At 33.5% G+C, this 25,440-nt stretch carries 25 protein-coding genes; 11 read left to right on the top strand and 14 right to left on the bottom strand.

Annotation, left to right across the window (positions count from 1 at the left end):
* Positions 1 to 24 precede the first annotated feature (24 nt).
* Entirely contained in the window at positions 25 to 582 is a 558-nt protein-coding gene (locus tag ACFPH8_RS12255; RefSeq protein ID WP_376861338.1) for an L-threonylcarbamoyladenylate synthase, read from the bottom strand.
* 4 nt (positions 583 to 586) lie between these two features.
* Positions 587 to 1,786 (bottom strand): glycosyltransferase, encoded by a 1,200-nt coding sequence (locus ACFPH8_RS12250; RefSeq protein WP_376861336.1) that lies wholly within the window; start codon positions 1,784 to 1,786, stop codon positions 587 to 589.
* A 112-nt stretch (positions 1,787 to 1,898) separates the two neighbouring features.
* Here ACFPH8_RS12250 and ACFPH8_RS12245 point away from each other — a divergent pair, with 112 nt between their 5' ends.
* The 3 genes from ACFPH8_RS12245 to ACFPH8_RS12235 are packed head-to-tail and all read left to right on the top strand — an operon-like array spanning position 1,899 to position 4,519.
* Positions 1,899 to 2,975, top strand: a complete 1,077-nt coding sequence (locus ACFPH8_RS12245; protein WP_376861334.1) for a DegT/DnrJ/EryC1/StrS family aminotransferase — start codon at positions 1,899 to 1,901, stop codon at positions 2,973 to 2,975.
* Positions 2,976 to 3,599 (top strand): NeuD/PglB/VioB family sugar acetyltransferase, encoded by a 624-nt coding sequence (locus tag ACFPH8_RS12240; protein ID WP_376861332.1) that lies wholly within the window; start codon positions 2,976 to 2,978, stop codon positions 3,597 to 3,599. It begins immediately after the preceding gene.
* A 2-nt stretch (positions 3,600 to 3,601) separates the two neighbouring features.
* Positions 3,602 to 4,519: a glycosyltransferase family 2 protein gene (locus ACFPH8_RS12235; protein ID WP_376861330.1), complete on the top strand. Its 918-nt coding sequence runs from the start codon at positions 3,602 to 3,604 to the stop codon at positions 4,517 to 4,519.
* Here ACFPH8_RS12235 and ACFPH8_RS12230 read toward each other — a convergent pair.
* The gene (locus tag ACFPH8_RS12230; protein WP_376861328.1) at positions 4,511 to 5,506 is read right to left on the bottom strand and encodes a glycosyltransferase family 2 protein; all 996 of its coding nucleotides are present in this window, start codon (positions 5,504 to 5,506) and stop codon (positions 4,511 to 4,513) included. The genes ACFPH8_RS12235 and ACFPH8_RS12230 overlap by 9 nt on opposite strands.
* An 87-nt stretch (positions 5,507 to 5,593) precedes the next feature.
* Here ACFPH8_RS12230 and ACFPH8_RS12225 point away from each other — a divergent pair, with 87 nt between their 5' ends.
* Positions 5,594 to 6,460: a hypothetical protein gene (locus tag ACFPH8_RS12225; protein WP_376861326.1), complete on the top strand. Its 867-nt coding sequence runs from the start codon at positions 5,594 to 5,596 to the stop codon at positions 6,458 to 6,460.
* On the opposite strand, the gene ACFPH8_RS12220 is transcribed toward ACFPH8_RS12225, so the two are convergent.
* Positions 6,449 to 7,525, bottom strand: a complete 1,077-nt coding sequence (locus ACFPH8_RS12220; protein WP_376861324.1) for a glycosyltransferase family 4 protein — start codon at positions 7,523 to 7,525, stop codon at positions 6,449 to 6,451. The genes ACFPH8_RS12225 and ACFPH8_RS12220 overlap by 12 nt on opposite strands.
* Positions 7,526 to 7,616: 91 nt before the next feature.
* On the opposite strand from ACFPH8_RS12220, the gene ACFPH8_RS12215 reads away from it, so the two are divergent.
* Entirely contained in the window at positions 7,617 to 8,378 is a 762-nt protein-coding gene (locus tag ACFPH8_RS12215) for a lipopolysaccharide kinase InaA family protein (RefSeq protein ID WP_376861322.1), read from the top strand.
* 2 nt (positions 8,379 to 8,380) lie between these two features.
* Here the strand turns inward: ACFPH8_RS12215 and ACFPH8_RS12210 are convergent, their stop codons facing one another.
* The 3 genes from ACFPH8_RS12210 to ACFPH8_RS12200 are packed head-to-tail and all read right to left on the bottom strand — an operon-like array spanning position 8,381 to position 11,072.
* Complete coding sequence (locus ACFPH8_RS12210; RefSeq protein ID WP_376861320.1) at positions 8,381 to 9,133, bottom strand: glycosyltransferase family 2 protein; 753 nt, start codon at positions 9,131 to 9,133, stop codon at positions 8,381 to 8,383.
* A gap of 1 nt (position 9,134) precedes the next feature.
* Complete coding sequence (locus tag ACFPH8_RS12205; protein WP_376861318.1) at positions 9,135 to 10,196, bottom strand: glycosyltransferase family 9 protein; 1,062 nt, start codon at positions 10,194 to 10,196, stop codon at positions 9,135 to 9,137.
* A gap of 60 nt (positions 10,197 to 10,256) precedes the next feature.
* The gene (locus tag ACFPH8_RS12200) at positions 10,257 to 11,072 is read right to left on the bottom strand and encodes a 2,3,4,5-tetrahydropyridine-2,6-dicarboxylate N-succinyltransferase (RefSeq protein ID WP_376861316.1); all 816 of its coding nucleotides are present in this window, start codon (positions 11,070 to 11,072) and stop codon (positions 10,257 to 10,259) included.
* A gap of 151 nt (positions 11,073 to 11,223) precedes the next feature.
* Between ACFPH8_RS12200 and ruvX the strand changes: the two genes are divergently transcribed.
* From ruvX to mazG, 6 genes are all read left to right on the top strand, one after another.
* Positions 11,224 to 11,634 (top strand): Holliday junction resolvase RuvX, encoded by a 411-nt coding sequence (ruvX, locus tag ACFPH8_RS12195; protein ID WP_248398562.1) that lies wholly within the window; start codon positions 11,224 to 11,226, stop codon positions 11,632 to 11,634.
* A gap of 160 nt (positions 11,635 to 11,794) precedes the next feature.
* Positions 11,795 to 12,391, top strand: coding sequence for a T9SS type A sorting domain-containing protein (locus ACFPH8_RS12190; protein ID WP_376861314.1), 597 nt, complete (start codon positions 11,795 to 11,797; stop codon positions 12,389 to 12,391).
* Positions 12,392 to 12,913: 522 nt separating this feature from the next.
* Positions 12,914 to 13,159 carry a hypothetical protein gene (locus ACFPH8_RS12185; RefSeq protein WP_376861312.1) on the top strand — a complete coding sequence of 82 codons (246 nt, stop codon included), beginning with the start codon at positions 12,914 to 12,916 and terminating at the stop codon, positions 13,157 to 13,159.
* A gap of 113 nt (positions 13,160 to 13,272) precedes the next feature.
* Positions 13,273 to 13,863: a peptide deformylase gene (def, locus tag ACFPH8_RS12180; RefSeq protein WP_376861310.1), complete on the top strand. Its 591-nt coding sequence runs from the start codon at positions 13,273 to 13,275 to the stop codon at positions 13,861 to 13,863.
* Positions 13,864 to 13,916: 53 nt separating this feature from the next.
* The gene (locus ACFPH8_RS12175; RefSeq protein WP_248398573.1) at positions 13,917 to 14,348 is read left to right on the top strand and encodes a DUF5606 family protein; all 432 of its coding nucleotides are present in this window, start codon (positions 13,917 to 13,919) and stop codon (positions 14,346 to 14,348) included.
* 117 nt (positions 14,349 to 14,465) lie between these two features.
* Entirely contained in the window at positions 14,466 to 15,239 is a 774-nt protein-coding gene (gene mazG, locus ACFPH8_RS12170) for a nucleoside triphosphate pyrophosphohydrolase (RefSeq protein ID WP_248398576.1), read from the top strand.
* A gap of 546 nt (positions 15,240 to 15,785) precedes the next feature.
* On the opposite strand, the gene ACFPH8_RS12165 is transcribed toward mazG, so the two are convergent.
* From ACFPH8_RS12165 to ACFPH8_RS12135, 7 genes are all read right to left on the bottom strand, one after another.
* Positions 15,786 to 17,780: a DUF349 domain-containing protein gene (locus tag ACFPH8_RS12165; RefSeq protein WP_376861307.1), complete on the bottom strand. Its 1,995-nt coding sequence runs from the start codon at positions 17,778 to 17,780 to the stop codon at positions 15,786 to 15,788.
* A 103-nt stretch (positions 17,781 to 17,883) separates the two neighbouring features.
* Positions 17,884 to 18,621 carry a shikimate dehydrogenase family protein gene (locus tag ACFPH8_RS12160; RefSeq protein WP_376861305.1) on the bottom strand — a complete coding sequence of 246 codons (738 nt, stop codon included), beginning with the start codon at positions 18,619 to 18,621 and terminating at the stop codon, positions 17,884 to 17,886.
* Positions 18,614 to 19,633, bottom strand: coding sequence for a DUF368 domain-containing protein (locus ACFPH8_RS12155; RefSeq protein WP_248398583.1), 1,020 nt, complete (start codon positions 19,631 to 19,633; stop codon positions 18,614 to 18,616). The genes ACFPH8_RS12160 and ACFPH8_RS12155 overlap by 8 nt, the downstream gene beginning before the upstream one ends.
* Positions 19,633 to 20,643 carry a DUF368 domain-containing protein gene (locus tag ACFPH8_RS12150; RefSeq protein WP_376861303.1) on the bottom strand — a complete coding sequence of 337 codons (1,011 nt, stop codon included), beginning with the start codon at positions 20,641 to 20,643 and terminating at the stop codon, positions 19,633 to 19,635. The genes ACFPH8_RS12155 and ACFPH8_RS12150 overlap by 1 nt, the downstream gene beginning before the upstream one ends.
* A 56-nt stretch (positions 20,644 to 20,699) precedes the next feature.
* Complete coding sequence (locus ACFPH8_RS12145; protein ID WP_376861301.1) at positions 20,700 to 22,088, bottom strand: tetratricopeptide repeat protein; 1,389 nt, start codon at positions 22,086 to 22,088, stop codon at positions 20,700 to 20,702.
* Positions 22,089 to 22,224: 136 nt separating this feature from the next.
* Positions 22,225 to 23,418: an aspartate aminotransferase family protein gene (locus ACFPH8_RS12140; RefSeq protein WP_376861299.1), complete on the bottom strand. Its 1,194-nt coding sequence runs from the start codon at positions 23,416 to 23,418 to the stop codon at positions 22,225 to 22,227.
* A 2-nt stretch (positions 23,419 to 23,420) separates the two neighbouring features.
* A complete protein-coding gene (locus tag ACFPH8_RS12135; protein WP_376861297.1) occupies positions 23,421 to 25,274 on the bottom strand; it encodes an OstA-like protein in 1,854 nt (617 codons plus the stop codon).
* Between the last annotated feature and the right edge of the window lie 166 nt (positions 25,275 to 25,440).

Below are 25,440 nucleotides of genomic sequence, written 5' to 3'. Positions count from 1 at the left end.
ATTTACTACTTGAATATTGAAGATTTATGGCCTAATAACTTCAACTTTACCGTCCTTATTTAATTTAATAATTGTGGAAGGCTGTGTGTTGATTTTTTCGTTTTGCAAATTTACAACATAGTCCACATCTTTTAAAATGTCTGCATGTATTTCTTTGAATGATTTTGGCGAAGGATAATCGCTCATATTTGCTGACGTTGAAACAATGGGTTTTTGGAATAATTCAATTAATTCGTAAGCAAAACCTTCATGTACAATCCGGATGGCCAACGTATTATCGCGGGCTAGTAAATTTGGTGCCACTAAACGTGGCTTATTATAAATTATAGTCGTTGGTTTTGTTGCTGTTTCTAAAAACTTTAATGCAGCTTCTGGAACCTCCTCAATATAGGTTTTTAGCATTTCCAAGCTAGATACTAAACAGATTAATGCTTTACTTTCTACACGTTTTTTTAACGCGTAAATTTCTGAAACGGCTTTGGCGTTAGTAGCATCGCAGCCCAATCCCCAAATGGTATCTGTAGGGTAAAGGATGGTTTTGCCGTGTTGCAGATTTTCTAAAGCTGTGTACAATTCTGACATGCGTTTAGGATTTTTTTTCATTGTAAAAGTCCGTCATGGTTCTAATAAAAGTATCTCGACCACTTTGTTCAATAATATAATTTCTGATGGTTTCTGGAGAAAAAACTAACTCCTTGTTTTTTATTTTTAACAGGTTTTCTGCAATAGCTTTTGCATCTTTTAAATTGACCAAAACACCAGTTTCTTCTGTTATGGAGTCTTCTACACCGCCACTTTTTGTTGCTATAACGGGTTTGCCACAAAGCATGGCTTCTCTAACGGCAACACCATAAGTTTCAGCTACACTTGTGGAAACAAAAACATGGCACGATTGCAATTTGGTGTTTATTTCCGCTCGTGTGAGTTGCGGATAGAATGTGCATGAATCATGCACATTATATTTTTTAGCCAAGGTTTCAAAATAGAAACTATTGGCTTTGCTGCTGTCATTAAAAGAGTCATTACCAATTATAATGGCCTCAAAATTATCTTCACAAATAGTTTGAAAAGCTTCCAAACTCCTAAAAAATGTTTCAGTATCTTTTATTAAATGTGGGTAGCTTATGGTTAGAATGGTGAATTTCGTATTTGTTTGTTTTGTATTTATTTCAAACTTGCTTTCATCCATGAGATTCCAAATAATTGTTGGATTGCAATCCATACTATTCATTAAAATACAACGTTGTTGGTGGTAACTAACAGCTCCAATTTTAGAGGCATTTTCAACAGCGTCACGAATGCCTTTTTGAACGTACTTTTTATAGTAATTAAGAAGAAATATTTGATGTTCAATAATTACAAAAGGAATGTTGTTTTTTTTGGATAAATAGTGCGCGTAAATACCACCTTTGGCACTGCATTGAGCATGAATTAGTTCAGGCTGCCAAAGTGTTGTAATGGCTTTATAAGCCTGTTGATACTTCTGTTTACTAGACTTAAGCTGCCGTTTTTCTGGCCATTTTTTATAATGATAAATAGGAAAAGAGAATGCTTCAGGCGCTTGTTTTAAGTATGTTTTATTTAAGTCGTTTTTTTTACTAAAAAGTTGCGTTAAACGAATGGATAGATATTTAAAAAGTCCCACTTCATTCTCGACACCAAAGAGAATTTTTATGTCGAATCCATTAGCATTCAAAAGATGTGCCTGCTCCCGAAAAAATGTCCCAACCAATTCATTATTAGAGTTTGGATACCAAGAAGGGATAATTAGAATTTTTTTAGGCATATTTTTTGAACTTTATAACCGTAAAATTATACATTTAAGAAGCAAATCTTTCAATTATAAAAAAAAATATTTTTATAGCTATTAGAACGCGAAGTTTGTTAATTTTGTTTTGATGATAAATGTTACACAATCCTTTCTGCCACCAATCCAAGAGTTCGAAGCCATTTTAAAACATGCTTGGGATAAAAAATGGATGACCAATAGAGGTGAATTACTTCTAGAATTAGAATCTAAATTATCTACATATTTAGGTGTCTCCAACTTTTTTATAACTACCAACGGCACCTTACCGTTACAAATTGCTTTGAAAACATTAGGCATTACAAAGGAAGTTATCACCACGCCATTTAGTTACGTGGCAACAACATCGGCTATTATTTGGGAAAACTGCACGCCTGTTTTTGTGGATATTGAACGCGATATGTTAACTATAGATCCTGCAAAAATAGAAGCAGCAATTACCGAAAACACCGAAGCTATTTTAGCAACACATGTGTTTGGAAATCCTTGTGATGTGGAAGCTATTCAGGCAATTGCTGAAAAACATCATTTAAAAGTCATTTATGATGCAGCACACTGTTTTGCTGTAACCTATAAAGGTAAATCCATTTTTGAATATGGCGATATAATTTCCACCAGTTTTCATGCTACCAAATTATTTCATACAGGTGAAGGTGGTGCCATATTTGTTCCTAATGATGCGCTTTTTAAAAAGTGTTATTACCATCATAATTTTGGGCATAATGGACCATTAGAATATCATGGTTTGGGAATAAATGCCAAAGCTTCAGAAATGCAAGCTGCTATGGGTTTAAGTGTACTTCCTTACATTGATACTATTATTGCCAAGCGCAAACTGTTAACCGAAACCTATGAGTTTTTACTAAAAGATAATGCGAATGTGTCGCTTATTGGTTTTAGAGAATTTGCAGAGAAAAATTACTCGTATATGCCTGTTATTTTTAAAGATGAAATCTTTATGCAACTGGTTTTAGAAAAATTAGCAGCGCTAAAAATATATCCTCGACGCTATTTTTATCCGTCATTAAATAAGTTGCCTTATGTAGAAAAATCGGTGAGTATGCCGATTTCTGAAGATATTTGCAGTAAAATTCTTTGTTTACCCTTATATTTCGAATTAGAAAAACAGCAAGTTGCAGAAATCTGTAACGTTATTAATTCTTTATAAATGATTGTTCTTGGAGCAAAAGGTCACGCAAAAGATGTGTTAGTTGTTTTAAATGAAACGACTACAGTAGAAACTGCTTTATCCTTTTTTGACGATTATACAAAACCTGAAGAAGCACTTTTTTTGGGGAAATATCCCATTTTACATTCTTTAAGTGCTATTGACTTTAGTAGTAATCCGCATTTTGTGTCAGCAATTGGAACACCGCATTTGCGCAAACAGATGGTAGAAAAATTTAGAAAGGCAGGAGGCATTTATCAAACGCTTATTTCAAAACATGCTATTATTGGTTCTTTGGATGTTCAAATTGGTCAAGGGTCCAATATTATGCCTTTTGTTTTTATTAGTAATAGTGTTCAAATTGGTGAAGGTTGCTTAATTAATACATCAGCTCACATCCATCATGATGTTAAAATTGGTAATTATTGTGATGTATCTCCCGGCGCTAAAATTTTAGGACGAGTAACCATAGGGAACAATTGCAATATTGGTTCGGGTGCTATTATTTTGCCAAATATTATTTTAGGCGACAATGTAACCGTTGGAGCCGGAAGCGTGGTAGTAGAAAACTGCTTAACAGAAAATACCATAGTTGGAATTCCTGGAAAGCTAAAAAACAAATAAGCATGAAACCAATATTAACTATATGTTGCACCACATTTAATCAGGAAAAATATGTAGAACAAACGTTGGAAGGTTTCTATCTTCAGAAAACTAAATTCCCTATAGAAATTCAGATTCACGATGATGCATCAACCGATGGCACACAAGCTATTTTAAAAAAGCATGCAGAAAAAGATCCGCGAATTAAACTTATTCTTCAAACCGAAAATAAATATTCCCAACATATTATGCCTTGGTGGCATTACAGTTTTCCGCAAGCGAAAGGGAAATATATAGCTTTATGCGAAGGTGATGATTATTGGACAGATCCATTGAAACTTCAAAAGCAAGTGGATTTTTTAGAAGCAAATGCAGGTTATGTCATTTCTTGGACTAACTATCAAATATTTAATGGTAGCCGCTTTTTATCCAATACTTGGAATCATCAAACGGAAAACACAACCATTGATTATAATAATATATTCTCACCATATTGCACCTTAACCTTAACTGCTGTTTTTAAAAAAGAAGCTTTGGATTTAGAGCTTTTAAAGTCCTTTATATATTCAAAAGATAATTCACTTTATTTGGTGTTGTTACAAAAAGGCAAAGGTGTTTTTATGGATTTTGAAACGGCTGTTTATCGGGTTCATGAAGGTGGTGTATATTCTTTACAATCGGAATTCTTTAAAAATTATTCCTCTTATTTAAATGTAAAAGAAGTAACCGATGCCATTCCAGAATCCAGAACACCTAATCTTAAAAAAGTAGTAAAATCGTTAGGGAATGCTACCGCATTTGAAGTTTTGAAGTTGAAAAGTACTGGCCAGAATTTATCGGAAGTCCAATTAAACTTTATGAAAAGCTATTTTCAGGAAGCCGATTTTAAAACAAAATTTAAATATTACAAACGCTTACTAAAATATCGACTTTCAAAATAAACATTTAAAATAAAAAGTCAGTTTGTCTATAGGTTTGAGCGCCTTAAAAAATCTAGAATCATGTTTTACAAACTTATAAAACGCTTTATCGTAACTAGCTGCATTTCTAATTGTGCGTACAATTGTTCTATTAATATGCTTTTCAAATAGTACTTTATTATATATCTGTAAATTTTTATTGTGTTCCAATAAATCTTGAGCAGCTTTAATGGTTTTTATAACATGCTCTGATGCTTGATCTCGTTGCAATGAAACCGCATATACATAAAATAAAATATCGGGATTTGATGCTTGAATCCGCAATTGCTCTAATTGTTTCGTTTTAATGAGAATTTCAGATTTCCGAAGGTTAGCTTCTTTCGTCTGACTTATATTAGCATCATGCCAACGGTATTTTAATAGCGATTCTGGAATATTGTGAAATTGGGTTTTAAAAATGAGTTGACTCCATAAGCCATAATCCTCAGCAGGAACATATTGATGTTCAAACCGTAAACCATTTAAAACAGATTTCCGGAACATAACTGTAGGATTCCCAATACCACAACTGTGCAAAAACTGAACTTTTAGGGCGTCGTGAGAGACTTCGTGCCTGACGGTTTTCTCTTTTTTATTGCCAAAAAATGTAAACCACGTACCACAAACACCCACGTTAGGATTGTTTTTTAAAAAATTTAATTGTTTTTCAAATCGGGTAGGTAAGGCAATATCATCAGCATCTAGCAAGGCTATAAATTCAGTGCTGGCACGTTCAATACCTTCATTTCGTAAGTTAGCAGGCCCTTCATTTTTAGTTTTTGTAATAACTGTAATACGCGAATCCTGCTTTATAAAAGCGTCTAGAATCTCTGACGTTTTATCTGTAGAATTATCATTTAAAACCAATATTGTAAAATCAGTAAATGTTTGATTTAATAGACTGTCCAGCGATTCTTTCAAGAATTTTTCGCCATTATAAACCGGCATAATTACAGTTAGTACAGACATTTATAGAGATTTTAGTACATTTTAGTAACAAAAGTAGTTATTTCTATGGCTTAAACTATATTTGTAAAAAATAATCCGCAATTATCCATGAAAAAAATTCACGTAGGTTTTTTACTGTCTTATGATTACGATAAACTAAAAAAATCCATTCCGCCTGTTTATAAGGAAGCGGATGCTATTTTTATTGCTATGGATCATAAAAATAGAACCTGGTCTGGTGAAACTTTTGAGGTGGATCCAGCCTTTTTTGAATGGTTGGAAGCTTTTGATGTGGATAATAAAATTCAATTGTATAAAGATGATTTCTACGATGCGGATTTAATTGCTATTGAAAATGATAATCGTGAGCGGCACATGTTATCGCTTAAAATGGGTATTGGAAATTGGCTTGTGCAAATTGATAGTGATGAGTATTTTGTAGATTTTGCAAACTATGTTAAAGACTTAAGGCGCTTTGATAGTTATCTGGACAATCCAGAAAAGAAGAACATTCAAATTGCGGCCTATTTAATCAATTTATACAAGTATACGGATAATGGTGTGTTATTTATAAAGGAGCCAACACGTGGAATTATTTCCACCAATTATCCGAATTATAAAGTGGCTCGAAACACCAGAAAGCGTATTGTTTATACGCAAAATATTCTACTTCATGAAAGTATTGCTAGAGATGAAGCGGAATTGGTTTTAAAATTAGATAATTGGGGACACAATATTGAAGTTCATGATAAGGAAGCTTTTTTAGAAAAATGGCGAACCACCAATAAGTCTAACTACAAAGAGCGTGAAAATTTCTTCTATATTGAACCCGAAAAATGGAAACATTTGGAGTTTTGTGAAGGAAATACCATTGAAGAAATTAGAAAAAATATCAATTTAGAAGGGATTATGCCTTCCAAATTTTTTATTACTAAAAAGAATTTTGGTCAATACTTCAAACACTTATTTAAGTAGCGTTTCATAAACTTTTAAATACTGTTTAGCGGTTTCATCCCAAGAATAAGAGTTGGCATGCAGCTGCAGCTTTTCCTTGTAATCCTCCGGGTTTTCATGGTATGTTCTCATGCCTTGCACAAGGATATCAGCCATAGATTTAGGTTCAAAATGTTCCCAGTAAAATGCGTGTTTACCACCAACTTCTGGAAGCGAACTTTTATCAGATAAAAACACAGGTTTACCATATTGCATCGCTTCAATTGGGGGAATGCCAAAGCCTTCTCGCAGAGACGGAAAGCAAAACGCATAACAGTTTTTTAAATAATAGGCTTTGTCCGCTTCACTAATTTTTCCTGTTAAAAATACGCGATGTTCAAGGTTTAAATCAGCAATTAATTTCATGATGTTTTTAGCGTAATCCGTTGTGTTTTTCCCAGAAATTATCAAACTCAATTCGGGAAGATGAGCAAGCATATTTACTAATGTGTGAAAATTCTTTTTTTCTAAAAGTTCACCAATTGTAAATAGGAATTCGCCTTTTGGAAGTAATTCAGGGGTATGGTTTTTAGCTAACTCAAAAGGTTTGGAGCTACCATTATAAATAACATATTCAGGAATATTTGGTACTTTAAAATAGGTATGTGTCATGCTTTTTGCATATTCTGAAATATAGGTAATTGCATGACTTCGCTTTAGTTTAGCATTAAAAAGTGCAACGCGTTTATCTAACTTCTTTCCCGATAATTCTTCCATGAAGTTGACATCATGAACCGTTAATACATATGGTATATTTTTAAAGGGTTCAACTTTGGTATTTTGATTTAAGGAATGCCATAAGTCGAATTGTTTTTTAATTCGGAATAGTTTTTTTCGCTGTAAGGAATTATATTTTTTATATGAAAACGTACTGCCAAATTCATCTTTCAGCTTTTCAGGATGTTTACTAATAAGGGTGATATGGAAATCCAATGCTTCTAAAATAGCTTGATTCTCATAAAACCCTTTAATAAGGTGGTAGTTAAACTGACCAAAACCAAAGAAGAGATTATCAATATTATGAGATTCCAAACAAATTGTGGGCATACGAAAAGCTTTTGTGCAAATTATTAAAAATGAAAACGAACTGCTAATTTAATTCCAGATAAAAATAAAATAAATATTGTAATATTGCAGCATGAATTATACAGTGCATAAGGCGTTTCAGAAGGATAAGCAAGTACTTACATCATATATTGAAAATTATGAAACGTCTGGTGAGGATTTTGGAAATCAGGATCGGAATTCACTAAAACTATACAATTTAAATGGTTTAACGATTAACGTGAAATCCTTTAAAATTCCAAATTTGGTGAATCAGATTGCCTATCGCTTTTTTAGAAAAAGTAAAGCCCAACGCTCTTTTGAGTACGCTAATCGTCTCCTGCATCTAGGTATTGGAACGCCGAAACCTATTGCTTTTTATGAGTATAAAACACCTTTTTTATTCAAGAAAAGTTATTATATCAGTGAGCACTTGCCTTATGATTTAACCTATCGTGAATTGACTTTCAACTTAACTATGGCGAATCATGAAGCCATTTTACGCGCTTTTACACGATTCACGTTTGGGCTGCATAAAGCCGGTGTGAATTTTCTAGATCATTCGCCTGGGAACACATTGATTCAATTAAACGGTGGCGCGTATAAATTTTATTTAGTGGATTTAAACCGAATGGAATTTGGTGACATGGATTTTGAAACCCGAATAAAAAACTTTGCACGCTTAACGACTCACAAATCTATGGTGGAAATTATGAGTGACGAATATGCTAAACTAGGCGGATATGATTATAATCGCGTGTTTCATTTAATGTGGGAAGAAACCGAAGCATTTCAAAATCGGTTTCATAGAAAAAGACGGATTAAAAATAAGGTATTCTTCTGGCGAAAAAAATAGTGTTATTTCAAGTTTCTTCGTAAAAGCCACAATTTCACATAACGCATATAAACGACATAACCTTGAATAAAACCAATGGTTAAACCTACAACACCATCGCGAAATCCGCTTTGAATAATATAATGTTTAAAAAATCCCCAAAAGGGTTTAATCACAAAATGGTACGGATTTAGTGTCCCCGTTTTTTTATCGTAATCTTTAGCTTGTTTGGTTGCATACCGATTCATTTTATCCATATAAGCATCCATAGTTGTGTATGTGTTGTGTGATAGTTTGGATTTTAAATGGCCAACAGATCCTTGTGCAACTATTTCTTCATGCACCAATTTATCTTCGTATAGGCATAAATCGCGTTTAAACAAACGGATAACTTTGTCATTTCGCCAACCGCTATAATTAACGCGTTTACCCATAAAGTGGTTCATGCGGCCAATCCAAAAAGCAACATCTTGTTGTTCGTTACTTAAAACTTCAAGTATTTCAGTTTCTAATTCAGGTGTTACACGTTCGTCAGCATCAACAATTAAAACCCAATCATGTTTTGCTTGTGGAATTATCCAATTTTTCTGTTCCGCATGGTAGGTGAATTTTCGCTGAATAGCGGTAACATTTAATTCTAAAGCTTTTTCAAAGGTGCCATCCGTACTAAAGCTATCAACCACAATAATTTCATCTGCAAAACGTACAGAATCTATAACGGATGCTATATTAAGAATCTCATTTTTGGTTATAATAATAGCTGTTAGTTTTTCCATATTACGAACGGAACATTTTTAGAAACCGATTTAGCTTATCATAAAATAAATCGGGTATAAATTTATGATATAATTCCATGGCGTGTGGTTTCATATCTTTTTCCCTTTTTCCTTTATATAATTCTGGTTTGTAATCCTTTAAATGTACGGATTCATTCACGTTCTCCATTTCAAAAATATTCCAAGTATCCTTATCAATCCAAGTAGAAAAAATGGTAAATGTTTTTATGTTCAATGCTTTTGCCATATTTACAGCGCCACCTTCATTACCAATTAATGCATGACAATGTGTTGTGAGTGCTAAAAATTCGCGCAGACTTTTTCCAAATAAATTTAGATAAATATGATTTTGTGTTTCCAGTTTACAGAGCTTAAAAATGGCTTGAGCATCGGCTTCCTGTTTTGGAATATAATTAAATAAAATCTGACCATCTGTTGTGGCTACAATTTGGTCAATTACCTGTGCCATGTATTCAAACGGATAGGTTTTATTAGGGCCACTTCCTAGCACACTAATCATAATAAGTGGTTTGTCTAGGCTTACCCCGTTTGAAATTAAAAACTGTTTACTTGTTTCAAGCTCTTCAGAAGTTAAATAAATTTTAGGTCTTGCCGCTGTGATATAAATATCCAATGGTTCCAACAACTGCAATCGATTTATAATTGCTAAACCACAAGCTTCATCGGTTTGATTTCTACGTTTTATATTATGATGGTATATGAATGTTGAATACGGCTTATGATACGAAATTTTAGTTTTAGCACCAGATAAAGCTGTAATTAGGTTACTAGATAGTTTTGAATACACATCAATTACCACAACATACTTTTCCTTTTTTACAGATTTAGCGAAATTCCAAAGCGCTATTTTGCTTTTTTCGGCTTCAGGTGTAAAGAAGATGAAATTATCAATAAAAGGATTGTGTTCAACAACAGGAAATGTATGGGAATTGATTAAATAATCTAATTGCGCCTTTGGGTAACGTTCACGTAACGCTTCAAATAAGACGCTAGATGTGAGTACATCACCAATCATTTTTTGTTGTATAACTAAAATTTTCAAATAGCTAGGTTTGTTTTTATTCTTTCAAAATTTTACGGAACACTGCTGCTGCAAACTAAATTAAACCGCTACATCATATTCGCGCAAAGCATCATTTAAGGATGTCTTTTTATCTGTACTTTCTTTACGTTTTCCAATAATTAAAGCACAAGGCACTTGAAATTCGCCAGCTTTGAATTTTTTGGTATAGCTACCAGGAATTACAACGGATCGTGCAGGTACTATACCTTTCATTTCAACAGGCTCATTACCTGTTACATCAATAATTTTCGTGCTCATGGTTAAAACAACATTCGCTCCTAAAACGGCTTCTTTTTCTACTTTAACACCTTCAACTACAATACATCGTGAACCTATAAAAGCACCATCTTCAATAATAACTGGAGCAGCTTGAAGGGGCTCTAAAACACCACCAATACCAACACCGCCTGAAAGATGGACGTTTTTACCAATTTGGGCGCAACTACCAACTGTTGCCCAGGTGTCCACCATGGTTCCTTCACCTACATAAGCACCAATATTTACATAACTTGGCATTAAAATAACACCTTTAGAAATATAAGCACCATGCCGTGCAACTGCATGCGGAACAACACGAATTCCTTTATCCTTATACCCTGTTTTTAATGGAATTTTATCATGATATTCAAAAATACCGACCTCAAAAGTTTCCATTTTTTGAATAGGGAAATATAAGACGACCGCTTTTTTTACCCATTCATTCACTTTCCAACCTTTAGCGGTTGGTTCAGCAACACGCAAGGTGCCTTCATCTAATAAATCAATAACGCTTCGAATGCTGTCAATGGTTACTTTATCCGTTAATAATTCGCGATTATCCCACGCATTTTCTATAATTTGTTGTAGTTGCTTCATAATAGTTTTACTAAAAAATTGAGCGTCTAATTGTATAATTCTTGCTCTTTTCACAAAGATAAAGTTATAATTGAATTCTTTATTACGGATTGCTTTTAAAAAATAGGTTTTCTAATTAAGTTTTAGTTTTAAATGGTAACTTTGCCTCTATATGGGACGTATACTTGCAATAGATTTCGGAAAAGTTAGAACAGGAATAGCTGTTACAGATGAGATGCAAATAATAGCATCTGGCCTAACGACGGTAGATACCAAGAAGCTGATTAGCTTTTTAATGGATTATGTTAAAACGGAATCGGTAGAGTTATTTGTGGTTGGCGAACCAAAACAAATGAATAATCAGGCATCTGAAAGTGAAGCACTTATTTTACCATTTTTAGAAAAGTTACAAAAATCAATTCCTCAAATCCCTATTGCACGTGTTGATGAGCGATTTACATCTAAAATGGCTTTTCAGACCATGATAGACAGTGGTTTATCTAAAAAGAAACGCCAAAATAAAGCATTGGTTGATGAAATTAGTGCGACGTTAATTCTTCAAAGCTATTTGAGTTCTAAATAGTTTTTTCTGTAATTATTTTGTAATTCCGTTTATCCGGTGTATTTCAAGAATATACCGCAGAGACTAGTTGGAATATCGTTTTTATTAGTCGTTTGGCTAATATTTTTCACAGTGAACTTGCGTTAGAAGTATTTTTGACAGAAACCCAATTACGTTTATTATGAAAAAAAACTACATGTCAATGATGCTGTTTGCATCGTTTTTATTTTTTAACCAAGTACAAGCCCAGGTCTGTCCAGATAACGGATTTTCAAACTCCACCTCTTTGTTCTTCTTTTATGATGCCGGAGCTCCACCATGTGTTGATAGACCAACGACTATCACTGTGGCTGGTAGTGTTTTTAATTTAATTACTTGTGATAGCTCGTCAGCAGTTTATGATATTGAGCCTGGAGACACACCAATTGCGGATATCACATCATTTACGGCCGATTTTGGAGCCGTAACTTGCGAGTACATCAATGGAAACTTGACAAATGAAACCTTATCTATGGAATCTATTGACAAAGCTTTAAATAATTTTACAGTTTTTCCTAACCCAGTAGTTCAAGGTAATTCATTACATGTTGTTTTTGGAAGCAATCTAAATGCTGAAATCAATTTGTTTTCAGTAACAGGAAAGCGCGTTTTAACCAATACCGTTTCTAATTTGGCGAGAAAACAATTAGAAATTTCTAATTTGCCGAATGGCGTGTATTTGTTACAAGTAGAAAGTGGATCTTCTACCGTTTCAAAAAAGGTTGTAATCATGAAGTAAACATTTAAGTTTTATAAAAAAAAGGCCTCTTACAATTTGTAGGAGGTTTTTTTGTTATCCGTTAAAAAAAAGCGGTAGATAATAGAATCAGGTTTATGTATTAAGTTTTATAGTAAAACAACTGCCATAGAAGCCTAAAATTTTATAACTTTACTCATTGGTTTATTTAGTTTTCTTATTTCATAATAAGTTCTCGCTAATAAAATCAGTAACTTTCACCCAAGCGTTTTGTTTAAACATCCAATTTACCGTTTATCGAACAGGGTTGTTTTTGGTCTGTTTTTATATTGTTTTGAATTCAAAAATAGTATGCCACATCCCAATTATGTTAGGTTTGTAGCTACTTTTTATTATTAAAAAACCGATTAAATGTCGTTTGTTAAGGTCTATTAACAGTGCGTTTATCGATGAAATACACGGCTTTATCTTGTTAACGATTATATCTCGTGTTTCAACAAATTAATTATATTCTTACCGTTTATCGATGTTATATTTGTCCTGTTCAATTAAAGTAACATAATAATGAAACAGTTTTTATTAATCGGAATTTTTACAGTATTAAGTTTAACAAGTATGCAAGCTCAATCTTCTAATAAAATTGAAGATATTAAGAAAATAGTGCCTACTACCCAAACCACTACAGATGTAAAATCGGATTCTATTGAGATAGCTGCTAAAAAGAAGGATATATTAACCAATAAGATTGAATCTAAATTAAACGGAAAAATAAATTTATTTGTTTTAAAAGAAACACGACTTATTTGCTAAAAATATTGAAGTTTTAAACATACACTACTAAACTCCTTTTTTAAAGGAGTTTTTTTATAGGTATAATTAAGAAGAATTGTATTTTTGCAAAGAATTAATAGATAAGAAAATCCATGATATTACCTGTTGTAGCCTATGGCGATCCTGTATTAAAAAAAGTAGGAAAAGAAATTGCAAAAGATTACCCAAAACTTGATGAGTTGTTAGCGAACATGTATGAAACCATGTACAATGCGTTTGGTGTTGGTCTTGCTGCGCCACAAATAGGTTTAGATATTCGTTTGTTTCTAGTAGATACATCTCCTTTTGCGGAAGATGATGTGTTATCAGAGGAAGAACAGGCCTTTTTAAAGGATTTTAAGCAAACTTTTATAAATGCTAAAATACTAGAGGAAACGGGCGATGAATGGGCGTTTAATGAAGGTTGTTTAAGTATTCCAGATGTTCGGGAAGATGTGTTTAGAAAACCAACAATTACGATAGAATTTTACGATGAAAATTTTGAAAAGCATACCAGAACCTATGATGGGTTAGTAGCACGTGTAATTCAACATGAATACGATCATATTGAAGGTGTTTTGTTTACAGATAAGCTATCATCATTAAAAAAACGATTAATAAAAAGTAAACTTTCAAACATTTCTAAAGGAAAAATTAATGTGGATTATCGCATGCGTTTCCCAAGTCAAAAAAAGAAACGATAATATTTGTTTAACATCAGTAAACGTTTGATATTTGCCCTCTTTAAAATGAAAATATGAGTCTAGAAAAAATATTATCAATAGCAGGAAAACCAGGATTGTATAAAATGATTGCCCAAACACGAGGTGGCTTTGTAGCCGAATCGTTGTTAGATGGTAAAAAAATGTCTGTAGGCATTCATCATAATGTAAGTATCTTGAGCGAAATTGCTATTTATACACTTACCGAAGAAAAACCGTTACGTGAGGTTTTTAAATTGATTAAAGAAAAAGAATCAGGTAACGAAACATCTATTAGTCATAAAGAAAGTAAAGACAAATTAGAAGAATATTTCTTTGAAGTTTTACCAGATTATGATGAAGATCGAGTGTACGCTAGTGATATTAAAAAAATTATTCAGTGGTATAATTTACTTCAAAAAAATGACTTGTTAGATTTGGAGGTAGAAGCTGGAACCGAAGCTGTAACAGCGGACGAAGAAGAATAAGACCATTTATTATTTTGAATATAAAAAATCCAGTAATGCTTTTGCCTTACTGGATTTTTTAGTTTGTTATAATCCTAAAGACACTAAATTTAATTGTAATTTTATCAAAAACCAATTATGAATACCAGAGAAGATCAACTCAAAGCTTTCGGTAGATTATTAACCATTATGGACGAGCTGCGTGTGCAATGTCCTTGGGATAAAAAGCAAACTATGGAAACTTTAAGGCACTTGACCATAGAAGAAACCTATGAATTAGGCGATGCTATTTTAGATAACGATTTAGAGGAAGTCAAAAAGGAATTGGGTGATGTGCTGTTGCATATTGTTTTTTATTCTAAAATTGGAAGCGAAACGAATGATTTTGACATTGCGGATGTTTGTAATAGCATTTGCGAGAAACTTATTCATAGACATCCACATATTTATGGTGATGTTAAAGTGGATAATGAAGCAGATGTAAAACGAAACTGGGAAAATTTAAAACTTAAAGAAGGCAAAACGAGTGTCCTGGAAGGTGTTCCAAAAAGTTTGCCAGCATTGGTAAAGGCAAGTAGGATTCAGGAAAAAGTTGCAGGAGTAGGATTCGATTGGGAGGAGCCAAATCAGGTTTGGGAAAAAGTGGAGGAGGAGCTTCAGGAATTTAAAGATGAAGTGAACGCTGGTAATCAAGAAGCTATGGAGAGTGAATTTGGCGATGTCCTGTTTTCTATGGTAAATTACGCACGATTTTTAAAAATTAACCCAGAAAACGCTCTTGAACGCACTAATAAAAAATTTACCAAGCGCTTTCAATACTTGGAAGCAAAAGCGAAATCTTTAAACAAAAACCTCAAAGACATGACTTTGGGTGAAATGGACGTTTTTTGGGAAGAAGCTAAAAAGCGGTAATTGAAAACCGTTTTTCAGGTTTTCAAATAGTTTCATATTGGGAAGAAGCTAAAAAGCGGTAATTGAAAACCGTTTTTCAGGTTTTCAAATAGTTTCATATTGGGAAGAAGCTAAAAATCGGTAATTGAAAACCGTTTTTCAGGTTTTCAAATAGTTTCATATTGGGAAGAAACTAAAAAGCGGTAATTGAAAACTGTTTTTCAGGTTTTCAATAGCTTCAACTTTGGTGAATGTAAAAAATATGTAATTTTATTTTGCTGATTTTTAGTTTGATAGGTTTTTATTAAGTCTTGTTTTAAAAAACTTTCAACCCAAAACATCCAAATCAATTTTCTGTGCGTATATATTATAATTGTACGTTGAAAAAGTAGATTAATAGCATAATCAAAAATTATCTTTCCTTATAACGTACATGTAGGTAGAATTAGTTGTTTAGGTTGGGACAAAACAACTATTAGTTAGTTTAGTTAGAAAAAATCCTGCTTGACGTTCTTATACGACAAGCAGGATTTTGTATTTGAGACCTTTATGGTTTGTGGTGTCTTTCTAATATAATTCTTTAATTTTGCGCAATTTGGTTTTCCACAATTTCAAATCTTGCTTGTGTTTTTCAATATTTTTATGAACGTCTTGTACCAAAGGATTTTCATCATTAACATTCTGAAAAAATTGCAAGTTGTTTTCCAACTGATTTATTTCTGCTTTAATTTCAGTAATACGCTTTCTAATAAAAATACGCTCATTGTCTAAATGCCTAGAATCTTGTGCATTATTAAGGGATTCTAACTTGGTTTCAAACTTGATTAGTTCGGCTTCATTTTTATTTAAATTCAATTTTTTGAAAACACCATCCAAGGCTTTATTTAATTTTCCTTCAATATAACGCTTGTTTGAGGGAACATTACCAACCGACTTCCAGTTTTCAATAAAGGATTTAACGGTTGCTAAATCTGTTTCCTTGTCACCAGATAATTCCAAGGTTTTCAATTCCTCAAGCAATTGCACTTTTTTGGTAAAGGCTTCATTGCCTTCCGCGTTTACGGCATCTTTAGCCTTGTGCAAACGGTCAAAATAATAGTTGCAAGCTGTTTTAAACTGCTTCCAGATTTTATCACTATTCTTCCGAGGTACATGACCAATTTTCTTCCAATCGCTTTGAATTTTCTTCATTAAAGCTGTAGTGCTTTCAAAATCCTCACTATCTTTATTGTCTTCTGCTATTTGAATTAAATCCATTTTCTTTTGAAGATTATCAAACTGCGATTTCTTTAAATTTTTATAAAAAGCATTTTTCTTGCGATTAAAGTTTCTTACTGCTTCTTTAAATTTTGCCCAAGTTTCCTCATTTACCTTAATAGGCACTTTTCCAGCACTGAAAAATAAATTGCGAAATTGCTCCACATCTTTAATGCTATTTTGCCAACCATTATGTGAATCAGCTCCTTTTTCACTGATTTTGTTGATCTGAAGAATTATTTCATTTTTAACTTCTAAATTCTTCTCGTAAACTTGATCTAATTCAGCAAAATAAACTTGGCGCCTGTCATGAATAGTTTTCGTGGCAGCTTTAAAACGGTCCCATACGGCTTCACGATGTTCCTTGTCAACAGGGCCCAATTCTTCCTTCCACATTTTATGTAGCACCTGTAACTCTCTAAATGCACGATTTAAATCTTCGTCTTTTGCTAACTCTTCAGCACGCTCAATAATTTTTAATTTCTGATCTAAATTATGTTTGAAATCTAAATCCCGTAAATCCCGATTTAAATGTAGAAAATCATAAAAAACCTCAACATGATGATGGTAACTATTCCAAGCATTATTGTATTTGTCGCGTGGAATTGGGCCAGCCGTTTTCCAACGATCTTGGAGTTCCTTAAAGTGTTTATAGGTAGTATTTATATTTTCCTCATCATTAAGTAATCCTTTTATTTCTTCAATAATTTCAAGCCTATTGGCTAAATTATCTTTTAGGTTATTTTCTATGTTTTTATGATGCGTGTGTAGTTTGCCTTTGTAATCTTTGTATATATCTTTAAAACGTTTTTGCAGCGGACTGGAAAAAAAGAAATCGATTTCATTTCCGCCTTCGTTTAAAAATTCTTCCTTTTTCTCGTCTAGTAAAGTGTTAAACTGCGATTTAAATTCCGAACGAATTTCCTCTACTTGCTTTTTAATGGATTGCACTTTATGGTTTGTAACCAAATGTTCCAGCTCCTTCACCAAGGCTTCCATAGACATTTTATCATAGTCCTTTTCTTCAATATGATGCCTGTCTGCATTGCCTTCATCCTCGGCGTCTTCCGCATTGGATTCTTCAATCTCATTAATGACTTCATCATGATCTTCGGTAACCGTTTCTACTGTTTTTTCAGTTTCATTTGCTGTTTCAGCTTCTACAGGTATTTCTATTTTTTCTATGGCTTCTGAAGGTGATGATTCATTTGTAACGTTCTGGTTTTCTTGAACGTTTTCAGTAGTTTCCGGTTGTAACTCTTCTGGTTTTCCATCTGCTTTTGGCAGGTTATCGTGCTCTGACATTTTGTAAATGTGTTAGTTTTTTAAAATAACTCTAGCGTTAAAGATAACAACAACTACAATAACTACAAAAGGTTAACCCGTATTAATGTTACAAATGGTGTAATTAGTATGTGTTCCAAATACGCCATGCTTTCTCTGCTTGGAATTTCAACATTTGTAAACCGTTAATGGTAGTCGCGTTTTTAAGGTTGCCATATTTTAAAAACTGGGTCTCTTCAGGATTGTAAATTAAATCGTAAAGAATGTGGTCTTTTGTAAGAAATTCATACGGTAGGTTAGGAGCGTCCGTGATATTTGGGAAGGTTCCTAAAGGCGTGCAATTTATAATAATTAAATGCTTGGAAATGGTAGCTTCCTTTAATTCATTGTAAGTTAAATATTCAGGATTTTCACGTGTTCTAGACACAAATTTGTAGGATATGCCTAATTCATCCAATGTAAAAGCTATGGCTTTACTAGCGCCTCCTGTTCCTAAAATTAAGGCATGTTTATGAATAGGCCGTACATGTGGTTTTAATGATTTTTTAAAACCATAACAATCCGTATTATAACCTACTAATTCACCTTTTTTAGTGCGTTTTATGGTATTTACAGCACCTATTTTATGTGCTTTTTTGTGGAGCTTATCTAAATAAGGAATAATGGTTTCTTTATAAGGAATCGTCACATTTAACCCGACTATTTCAGTACTTTCAAAAATGCTTAAAACGTCTTCAATATTTGGGATATCAAAATTTTCATAAGAGGCGTCTATAATAGCTTCCGACGAAAATTTATTGGAGAAATAATTTTGAGAGAATGAATACGAAATATTCTTACCAATTAATCCGAATTTACGCATGTTGTTTCTGTGTTTTTTGTCCGTAAAATTCCAAGGCTAAGACAATGGCAATTCCAAGAATTATATAAACTAAAGCCAAATAGGTTTCCGTGTTCATTTCCGGGAAATAGCGTTCGTAATTTTCAATAATTTTCTTTCCCGAAGAATCTAATAAAGCGGTTCCATCTGTCTGTAATTTGAAGAGCGTTTTTTTCCAAGGCCAAACCACGCCTAATGATCCGACTATGAATCCAATAATTGTTGCCAATGTAATACTTTTATAATGTTTCAGGATGTAACTTAATACATGCGAAAAGGTAACGAGCCCCACTACAGAACCTAGGGTAAATACGGTTAATATTTTAAGCATGCGAATACGAGCGGCATTTTCTATAAAACTGAAATCCCCTTGAATAACTTCTGCAAAGGTATCAAACAAGGCATTTACAGAATCCACTAATAATAACACATAGTTACCTAATAAAATAAGTATAAAGGAGCCAGAAAATCCTGGAAGTGTCATGCCTGATACACTAATAATGCCGCAGAAAAATACAAACCATAAATTATCATTTTCCATTGCTGGATCTAAAAAGCTGATGCTTACACCTAAAATAATTCCGATAGCAAGTGCTACATAGGTTTTAAAATTCCAGTCTTTAAAATCCTTACTGATGTAATAAATGGAGCCAATAATCATACCGAAAAACACACTCCAAACATAGAGTTCATAATGTTTTATAAGGTAATCCAGTACTTTAGAAATACTAAAATAACTGATAATCATTCCTAAAAAAAGTAAGCTTAAAAACCGCCCATTTATATATTGATAGAAACTTTTAAACCGTCCGTTAATTAATAGTTTAAAAGCCTTTCGGTTAATTTTTTGAAGGGAATAAATAAACTCTTCATAAAAACCAGCAACAAAAGCAACTACACCTCCAGAAACTCCAGGGACCTTATTGGCAGCTCCCATTCCCAACCCTTTTAAGATTAAGAAAATTTTATCGGTGAAGGTTCGTGTGCTTTGCATTACTTGACTTTTTTACCGATGCGTTCTAGAATAAAAATAGTTAAGAATCCCGTAATCATAAGGATAACGGCTGGCACTAATTGCGAATCCAATCCGTTGTTTTGAATGGAATACATATTAGGTAAAATACTGGTTTCCGAAATCACTTTAAACGAATCAAAGTCGGTTATCTGCTGCTGATAAATGGTTAAATTCCCGAATGTTGTAATGTCCGATAATGGCGTTACTAGTCCAGATGTTTTCTCCATAACTAAATCGGTTAATTTCCATGGCCAAACCTTATTTAAAGAACCAAAAATAAAACCTGTTAATAGGGCTAACGTGATGTTGTGATAATTTTTAAACAACCATTTTAATACGTGACTAAAACTTAATAAACCAACTAAAGCACCACCAGCAAAAAGGGTAATCCGCTGTAAATCGAAATCGTGAAAAGCATCACTTAATGTTTTATAAGCGCCTAATATTAGAAGTATAAACGAACCGGAAATACCTGGTAAAATCATGGCGCAAATGGCAATAGCCCCAGCAATAAATAAAAAGTAAGGCGATTCATTATTTGCCGAAGATGGTAATGTTGTAATATAAAACGCTAAAACGGTTCCAATAATTAGTGCTAAAACGGTGGGTAAATGCCACTTATTTATTTGTTTTCCTACAAAATAAATACTAGCAATAATGAGTCCGAAGAAAAACGACCAAATTAAAACGGGGTGATATTCTATCAGGTATTTTGCCAAACGCATGAAGGATACAAAGCTGACAATAATTCCGAGTAATAATGCGACTAGAAAATTACCATTAAATGCTTTCCAAAAGGCAGAAAAGCCAGACGTTTTAAGCGTTTTAAACAGGCCTAAATTAACATTACTAATGGTTGTAATTAATTCTTCATAAATACCGGAAATAAAGGCAATGGTTCCACCGGAAACACCAGGAACTGCATCAGCTGCTCCCATAGCCATTCCTTTAAGCGTAATTAGTAAATAGTCGGATAAACGTCTTTGCATGATTTAATTTTAAGTACAAGAAACCAAAGGTAAATAAATAAAATCAGACGTGTAACTTATAGTTTTGCTTTTAGCAGCGATTTTACGGGTTGCGATTTGTAAATACTTGGAAAAAGTTCCTCAATAATAAATACGAATTCCGCATTAAAACGCAAACCATTCTTTAAATGATAGGAACCTTTTTCAGTTTCTGAAAGCATGTAGTTTAACCCAGCTAAACGGAATTCAATCTCCGCATTTTCTGGGTAGAATTCAGAAGCTTGAATAAAATTATAAATGGCCGCCTCGGTTTCACCTAATTTATGTAAAATATCGCCTCGGGTTAACCAGGTATTCAGCTCATGATTGCCTAATTCCAAGGCTTTTTTATAGCCGCGTTCTGCTTCTTCTAAAAGATGTAAACGTTCATTAATTTGCGCGTATAACTTCCAATAATGTACATTGTCGCTATCAATATTAATGGCTTTATTAATGTAGTAAAGCGATTTTTGAAAATTTTTCTGACGGTTATAAAATTTAGTTATCGCAATCCAACCTTTATCTAAAAGTGGATCTTCTTCAACTGTTTTATAGAAATATTGAACAGCTAAATCATTATCTCCTAATTTTTGATGGCATAAACCAATGCGTAATAAGGCAAAGGAAGTAGGGTCGTCCAAAGTAAGCGTAATACTGTAATTTTCAATAGCTTCCGGGAAGCGTTTTAATTTTTCAAGAACTTTTCCTTTCTCTAGGTAAGCACCAATAAAGCGATCGTCTGAAATAATAGCGAAATCGAAAGCTGTTAGCGCTTTTTCGTAATCTTTTAAATCGTAATATTGTTTGCCCAATTGATGCCACGCTACTTCACTATATGGATTCTTTTCTAAAAACATATTTAAATACGTGATGGCTTCTTCGTGTTGCTCTAAAAAGTCAAAACAATAAATCATATTGTGCATGGCTGAATAATCTTCCAAATCAGATTCCAAACATTTCATGAAATTGGTTTTAGCTTCTTCAAACTGATCCAAAAACAAATGTTCCATACCAATCAATGAATAAATATCAATTGGGTCTTCGGTAAGTTTTAATGCTTTTTCTAGAACTTCAATTGCTTTTCTATGATCGTCACGTTTGGATAGAATATTAGCTTTTTGGATATAGATTTCCTCATTTAACGGTTCTAATAAATAGAGTTCATTAATTAGGGCATCGGCTTTTTCTAAATCGTTTTCAAAGACGAATATTTCAACTTTAAACAATTTTAAATTCGTAGATGTTGGATGTTGTTGTAAACCCAGCTTTATGGCTTTTTTAGCCAAAGCAATTTTACCATGATTCAGATAATGATGAATAATATTCTCAAATTCTTCGGAATCGAAAAACAACACATGGTTCGTTTTTAACATCGATTCGAATCGGGTAAGGGATATTTTATTGTTGTCGTTTGGACGTAACTCCATAAGCTAATTTATATAGTTTCTCCTTGAATAAATGTAAGGCTCTAATTGGCGTTGCAGCCCAAAAGGTTTAAATGTTTTTAACAAAGTAATCAACAATTAAGCCATAATTTAAGCTTAAATACTGTTTAACAGGTTTTTATCCTGCTTGATTTCTTTGAATATCATCCAGAATAGTCGTAATTATTTGACAACCTTTCATGATTTCTTCGTTACTGATGGTTAATGGTGGTGTGATTCGAATAGCTTTTGTTTCAAATAGCAACCAGAACAGTATAAGTCCAGCCTCTTGCGCTTTTAAAACGACTTGGTTTGTAATGTCTGCAGATGGTGTTAGGGCAGCTAGCATTAAGCCTCGCCCGCGAATTTCGGTTATCAGTGGATGTTTGAGATGTTTTTTAATCAATGCTTCTTTTTCTAAAGTTGCTTCCATTAAATTGGATGATACGACTTCAAGTAGGGTAGCGTGTGCTGCTGCTGCAATTACGGGATGTCCACCAAATGTGGTAATGTGTCCTAATTTCGGGTTGGCTTGTAGGAGTTTCATCAAATCAGTTGAAGCCGTAAAAGCACCAATTGGCATGCCACCGCCTAAACCTTTTCCGGTAACTAAAATATCCGGAATACAGTTATAATGTTCAAAGGCAAATAATTTTCCAGTTCTACCAATGCCTGGTTGAATTTCATCTAAAATCAATAATGTACCAACCTCTTGACAACGTTTTTTTACTTTTTCCAGATAGCCGTTTTTTGGTTCAATAAAACCGGCGCCTCCTTGAATGGTTTCTAAAATAACACCAGCTGTTTTGGTGGTGATATTTTGAATATCAGCCTCATTATTATAAGCGATAAAACGTACATCTGGAACTAATGGACGAAATGCTTTTTTGCGTTCTTCAAAACCCATAACACTTAAGGAACCCATGGTGTTTCCATGATACGCGTGGTGGGCCGAAATAATTTCGCTTCTTCCGGTTGCGCGTTTAGCTAATTTTAAAGCACCTTCTACAGCTTCCGTTCCTGAATTTGTTAAATAGGTGTTTTGTAAGGATTCAGGTAAGTGTTCAGCCAATAATTTAGTAAGTGCCACAGCCGATTCTTGAATGTATTCGCCATAAACCATGACATGCAAATACTTGTCCAATTGTGTCTTAATGGCTGCTATAACTTTGGGATGTTTATGTCCTAGAGTACAGGCAGAAACACCTGCTACAAAATCTAAAAAAGCCTTGTTGTTTGTATTATAAATATAGGAGCCTTCTGCATGAGATACTTCCATAGCTAAAGGGTGTGGCGATGTTTGCGCCTGATATGTATAGAAATCTGTTTTCACAATTAATTATCATCTGAATTGATCCCGGTTCCAATACTCGGTTTTTTCTTTGGGTTTTTTTTAATTTCCTTTTTCTCGTCTTTATCAGGATTTAAAGCTTCGTCTGGAATATTTCGAGATACTTTTGATTTTTTTACATCGTTAATCTCGGTTGGAACTGCCGTTTTGTTTGTGTTTTTATCAGCTTTTTCAACCCGCTTTAATAAGGCGTCATCAAAAAATTCTTCTTGAGGTACATAATCTTCAAGCCCCTTTATTTTAGGTAAATTAAGTGGCGGATCGTCACTAAATAAATCTTCCACACTTTTTGGGCGTTCCTCATCACGCCATACAAACCCTCTTAACAATCGACCGTTTTCTGGGAACTGTGTTTCGGGTGTTGTTACAGCATCCGGTTGCTTGAATCGAATAAATTGTTCAATATCACCATCGGCAAATAGGATTGAAATGCTACCTGATTTGGCTTTGTCAATACCAATTAATTCCTGCTCGTCATTACGTGCATAATAAATGGATTCGGCATTTTTATCAATATCTACTTGACGCAAATTATTTTCATCATCAAATAAACCAACTAAAGTTTTTCCTTTAACCTGATTATAGCCATCTTCACTAATAGTATCTCTACTAACAACAAAGGCATTTTCAAAAACAAAAAGGGAATCTATTTTTTCCGTTTCTGGATTGGATTTTATGTGAATGGTATCACCCGTCATTTGGTTTTGAAGATTCCAAAGAACCGGGTCACGACGCTTGGCAAAGGCATCTTGAGACCCTAATCGTCTTAAATTAATTAACTGGGTTAAACCCGACGCGTGGTTAACATGTACCGAATCTGCTTTACCACTCATATCCGATTTATAGAACTTCGCATTTCTAAATCCGCGTGTAATTCGTTTTTCTGGTTTTCCTGTAACCATCAAGGTGTCCGCATGCATATATATAGAATCGTTTTCTTGAACTGTAATAGCTAATGCACGTTTGGTAATAAACACCGAATCCTTCGCTTTATAAATTTCGGCATAATGGCCTTTTATTATGCTTTTATTAATGGTATCTGTGACTTTAATATTATTAGTAGCAGAGGCAAAACTGCGGGTATTATCAAAATACATACTATCGCCTTCAAAAATACGGTTGTCATAATCTATACGCGTTTTTTTAATGCCATAACCTGTTTTGTTTTCGGTATCATAAAACCCTTTTTCGCAATAGGTTTTGCTTTCATCGGTTACAATAGTGGATGGTCCATATAAATAGGCGTGACCGGTTTCTGAATAGAAATCTAGTTGATTGGTATTAATAACGTAATCTGGATTATCCAAAACCACATTATTTACAAATTGGTATTTTTTAGCGTTCATATAATAGCGGCCAATTTGGCTGGTAATGGTTCCCGAAGAATCACGCACCACACGACCACCACTTTTATAATACGATTCCTGTTTAACACGATCAAAATAAAGGGTATCTGTTGTTAAAATGGAGTTTGGTTCTTCCAGTTCTACTTTGCCACTGGCAAATGCTAGTTGGGTTTTTCCGCTATATTCTACATATTCGGATTTCATGTTTATGGTATCACCTTGTTTCATAGTGACATTTCCGTAGGCTTCCACGAAGTTTTCATTACTATACAAATTGGCTTGATCGCACCACATGTCTATACCTTCGTGAATAACATGCACTTGACCAGAATCGTCACGTGTCATGACTTTTAAACCAGGTTCTACGGCATCATCAAAATTCAAGAAACCCGAATAGACAATTTGAATTTGCTTTTGCTCTTGTGCTGAAGCTGATGTAAATACTAACAAGCAGCAGATGAATAAGCTATATATAAGGATTGATTGTTTCAAATTATAAAATTTGCCTCAAAAATAATGATAAAAATGAAGTGATGGGTTTGTTTGTGAAATTTTTAATAGAAATTGAGCGTTAACAAAAAAACCTGTCAAGAAATTTATCCTGACAGGTTTTGTGTTTTACAACTATTTATATGATGTTTTTTGAGTACAAATTTCT

Origin of the sequence: Bizionia hallyeonensis (genome assembly GCF_042657385.1) — a bacterium.
In the GTDB taxonomy this organism is placed as follows: domain Bacteria; phylum Bacteroidota; class Bacteroidia; order Flavobacteriales; family Flavobacteriaceae; genus Algorimicrobium; species Algorimicrobium hallyeonense.
This window is presented reverse-complemented; position numbering and strand designations above follow the sequence as displayed.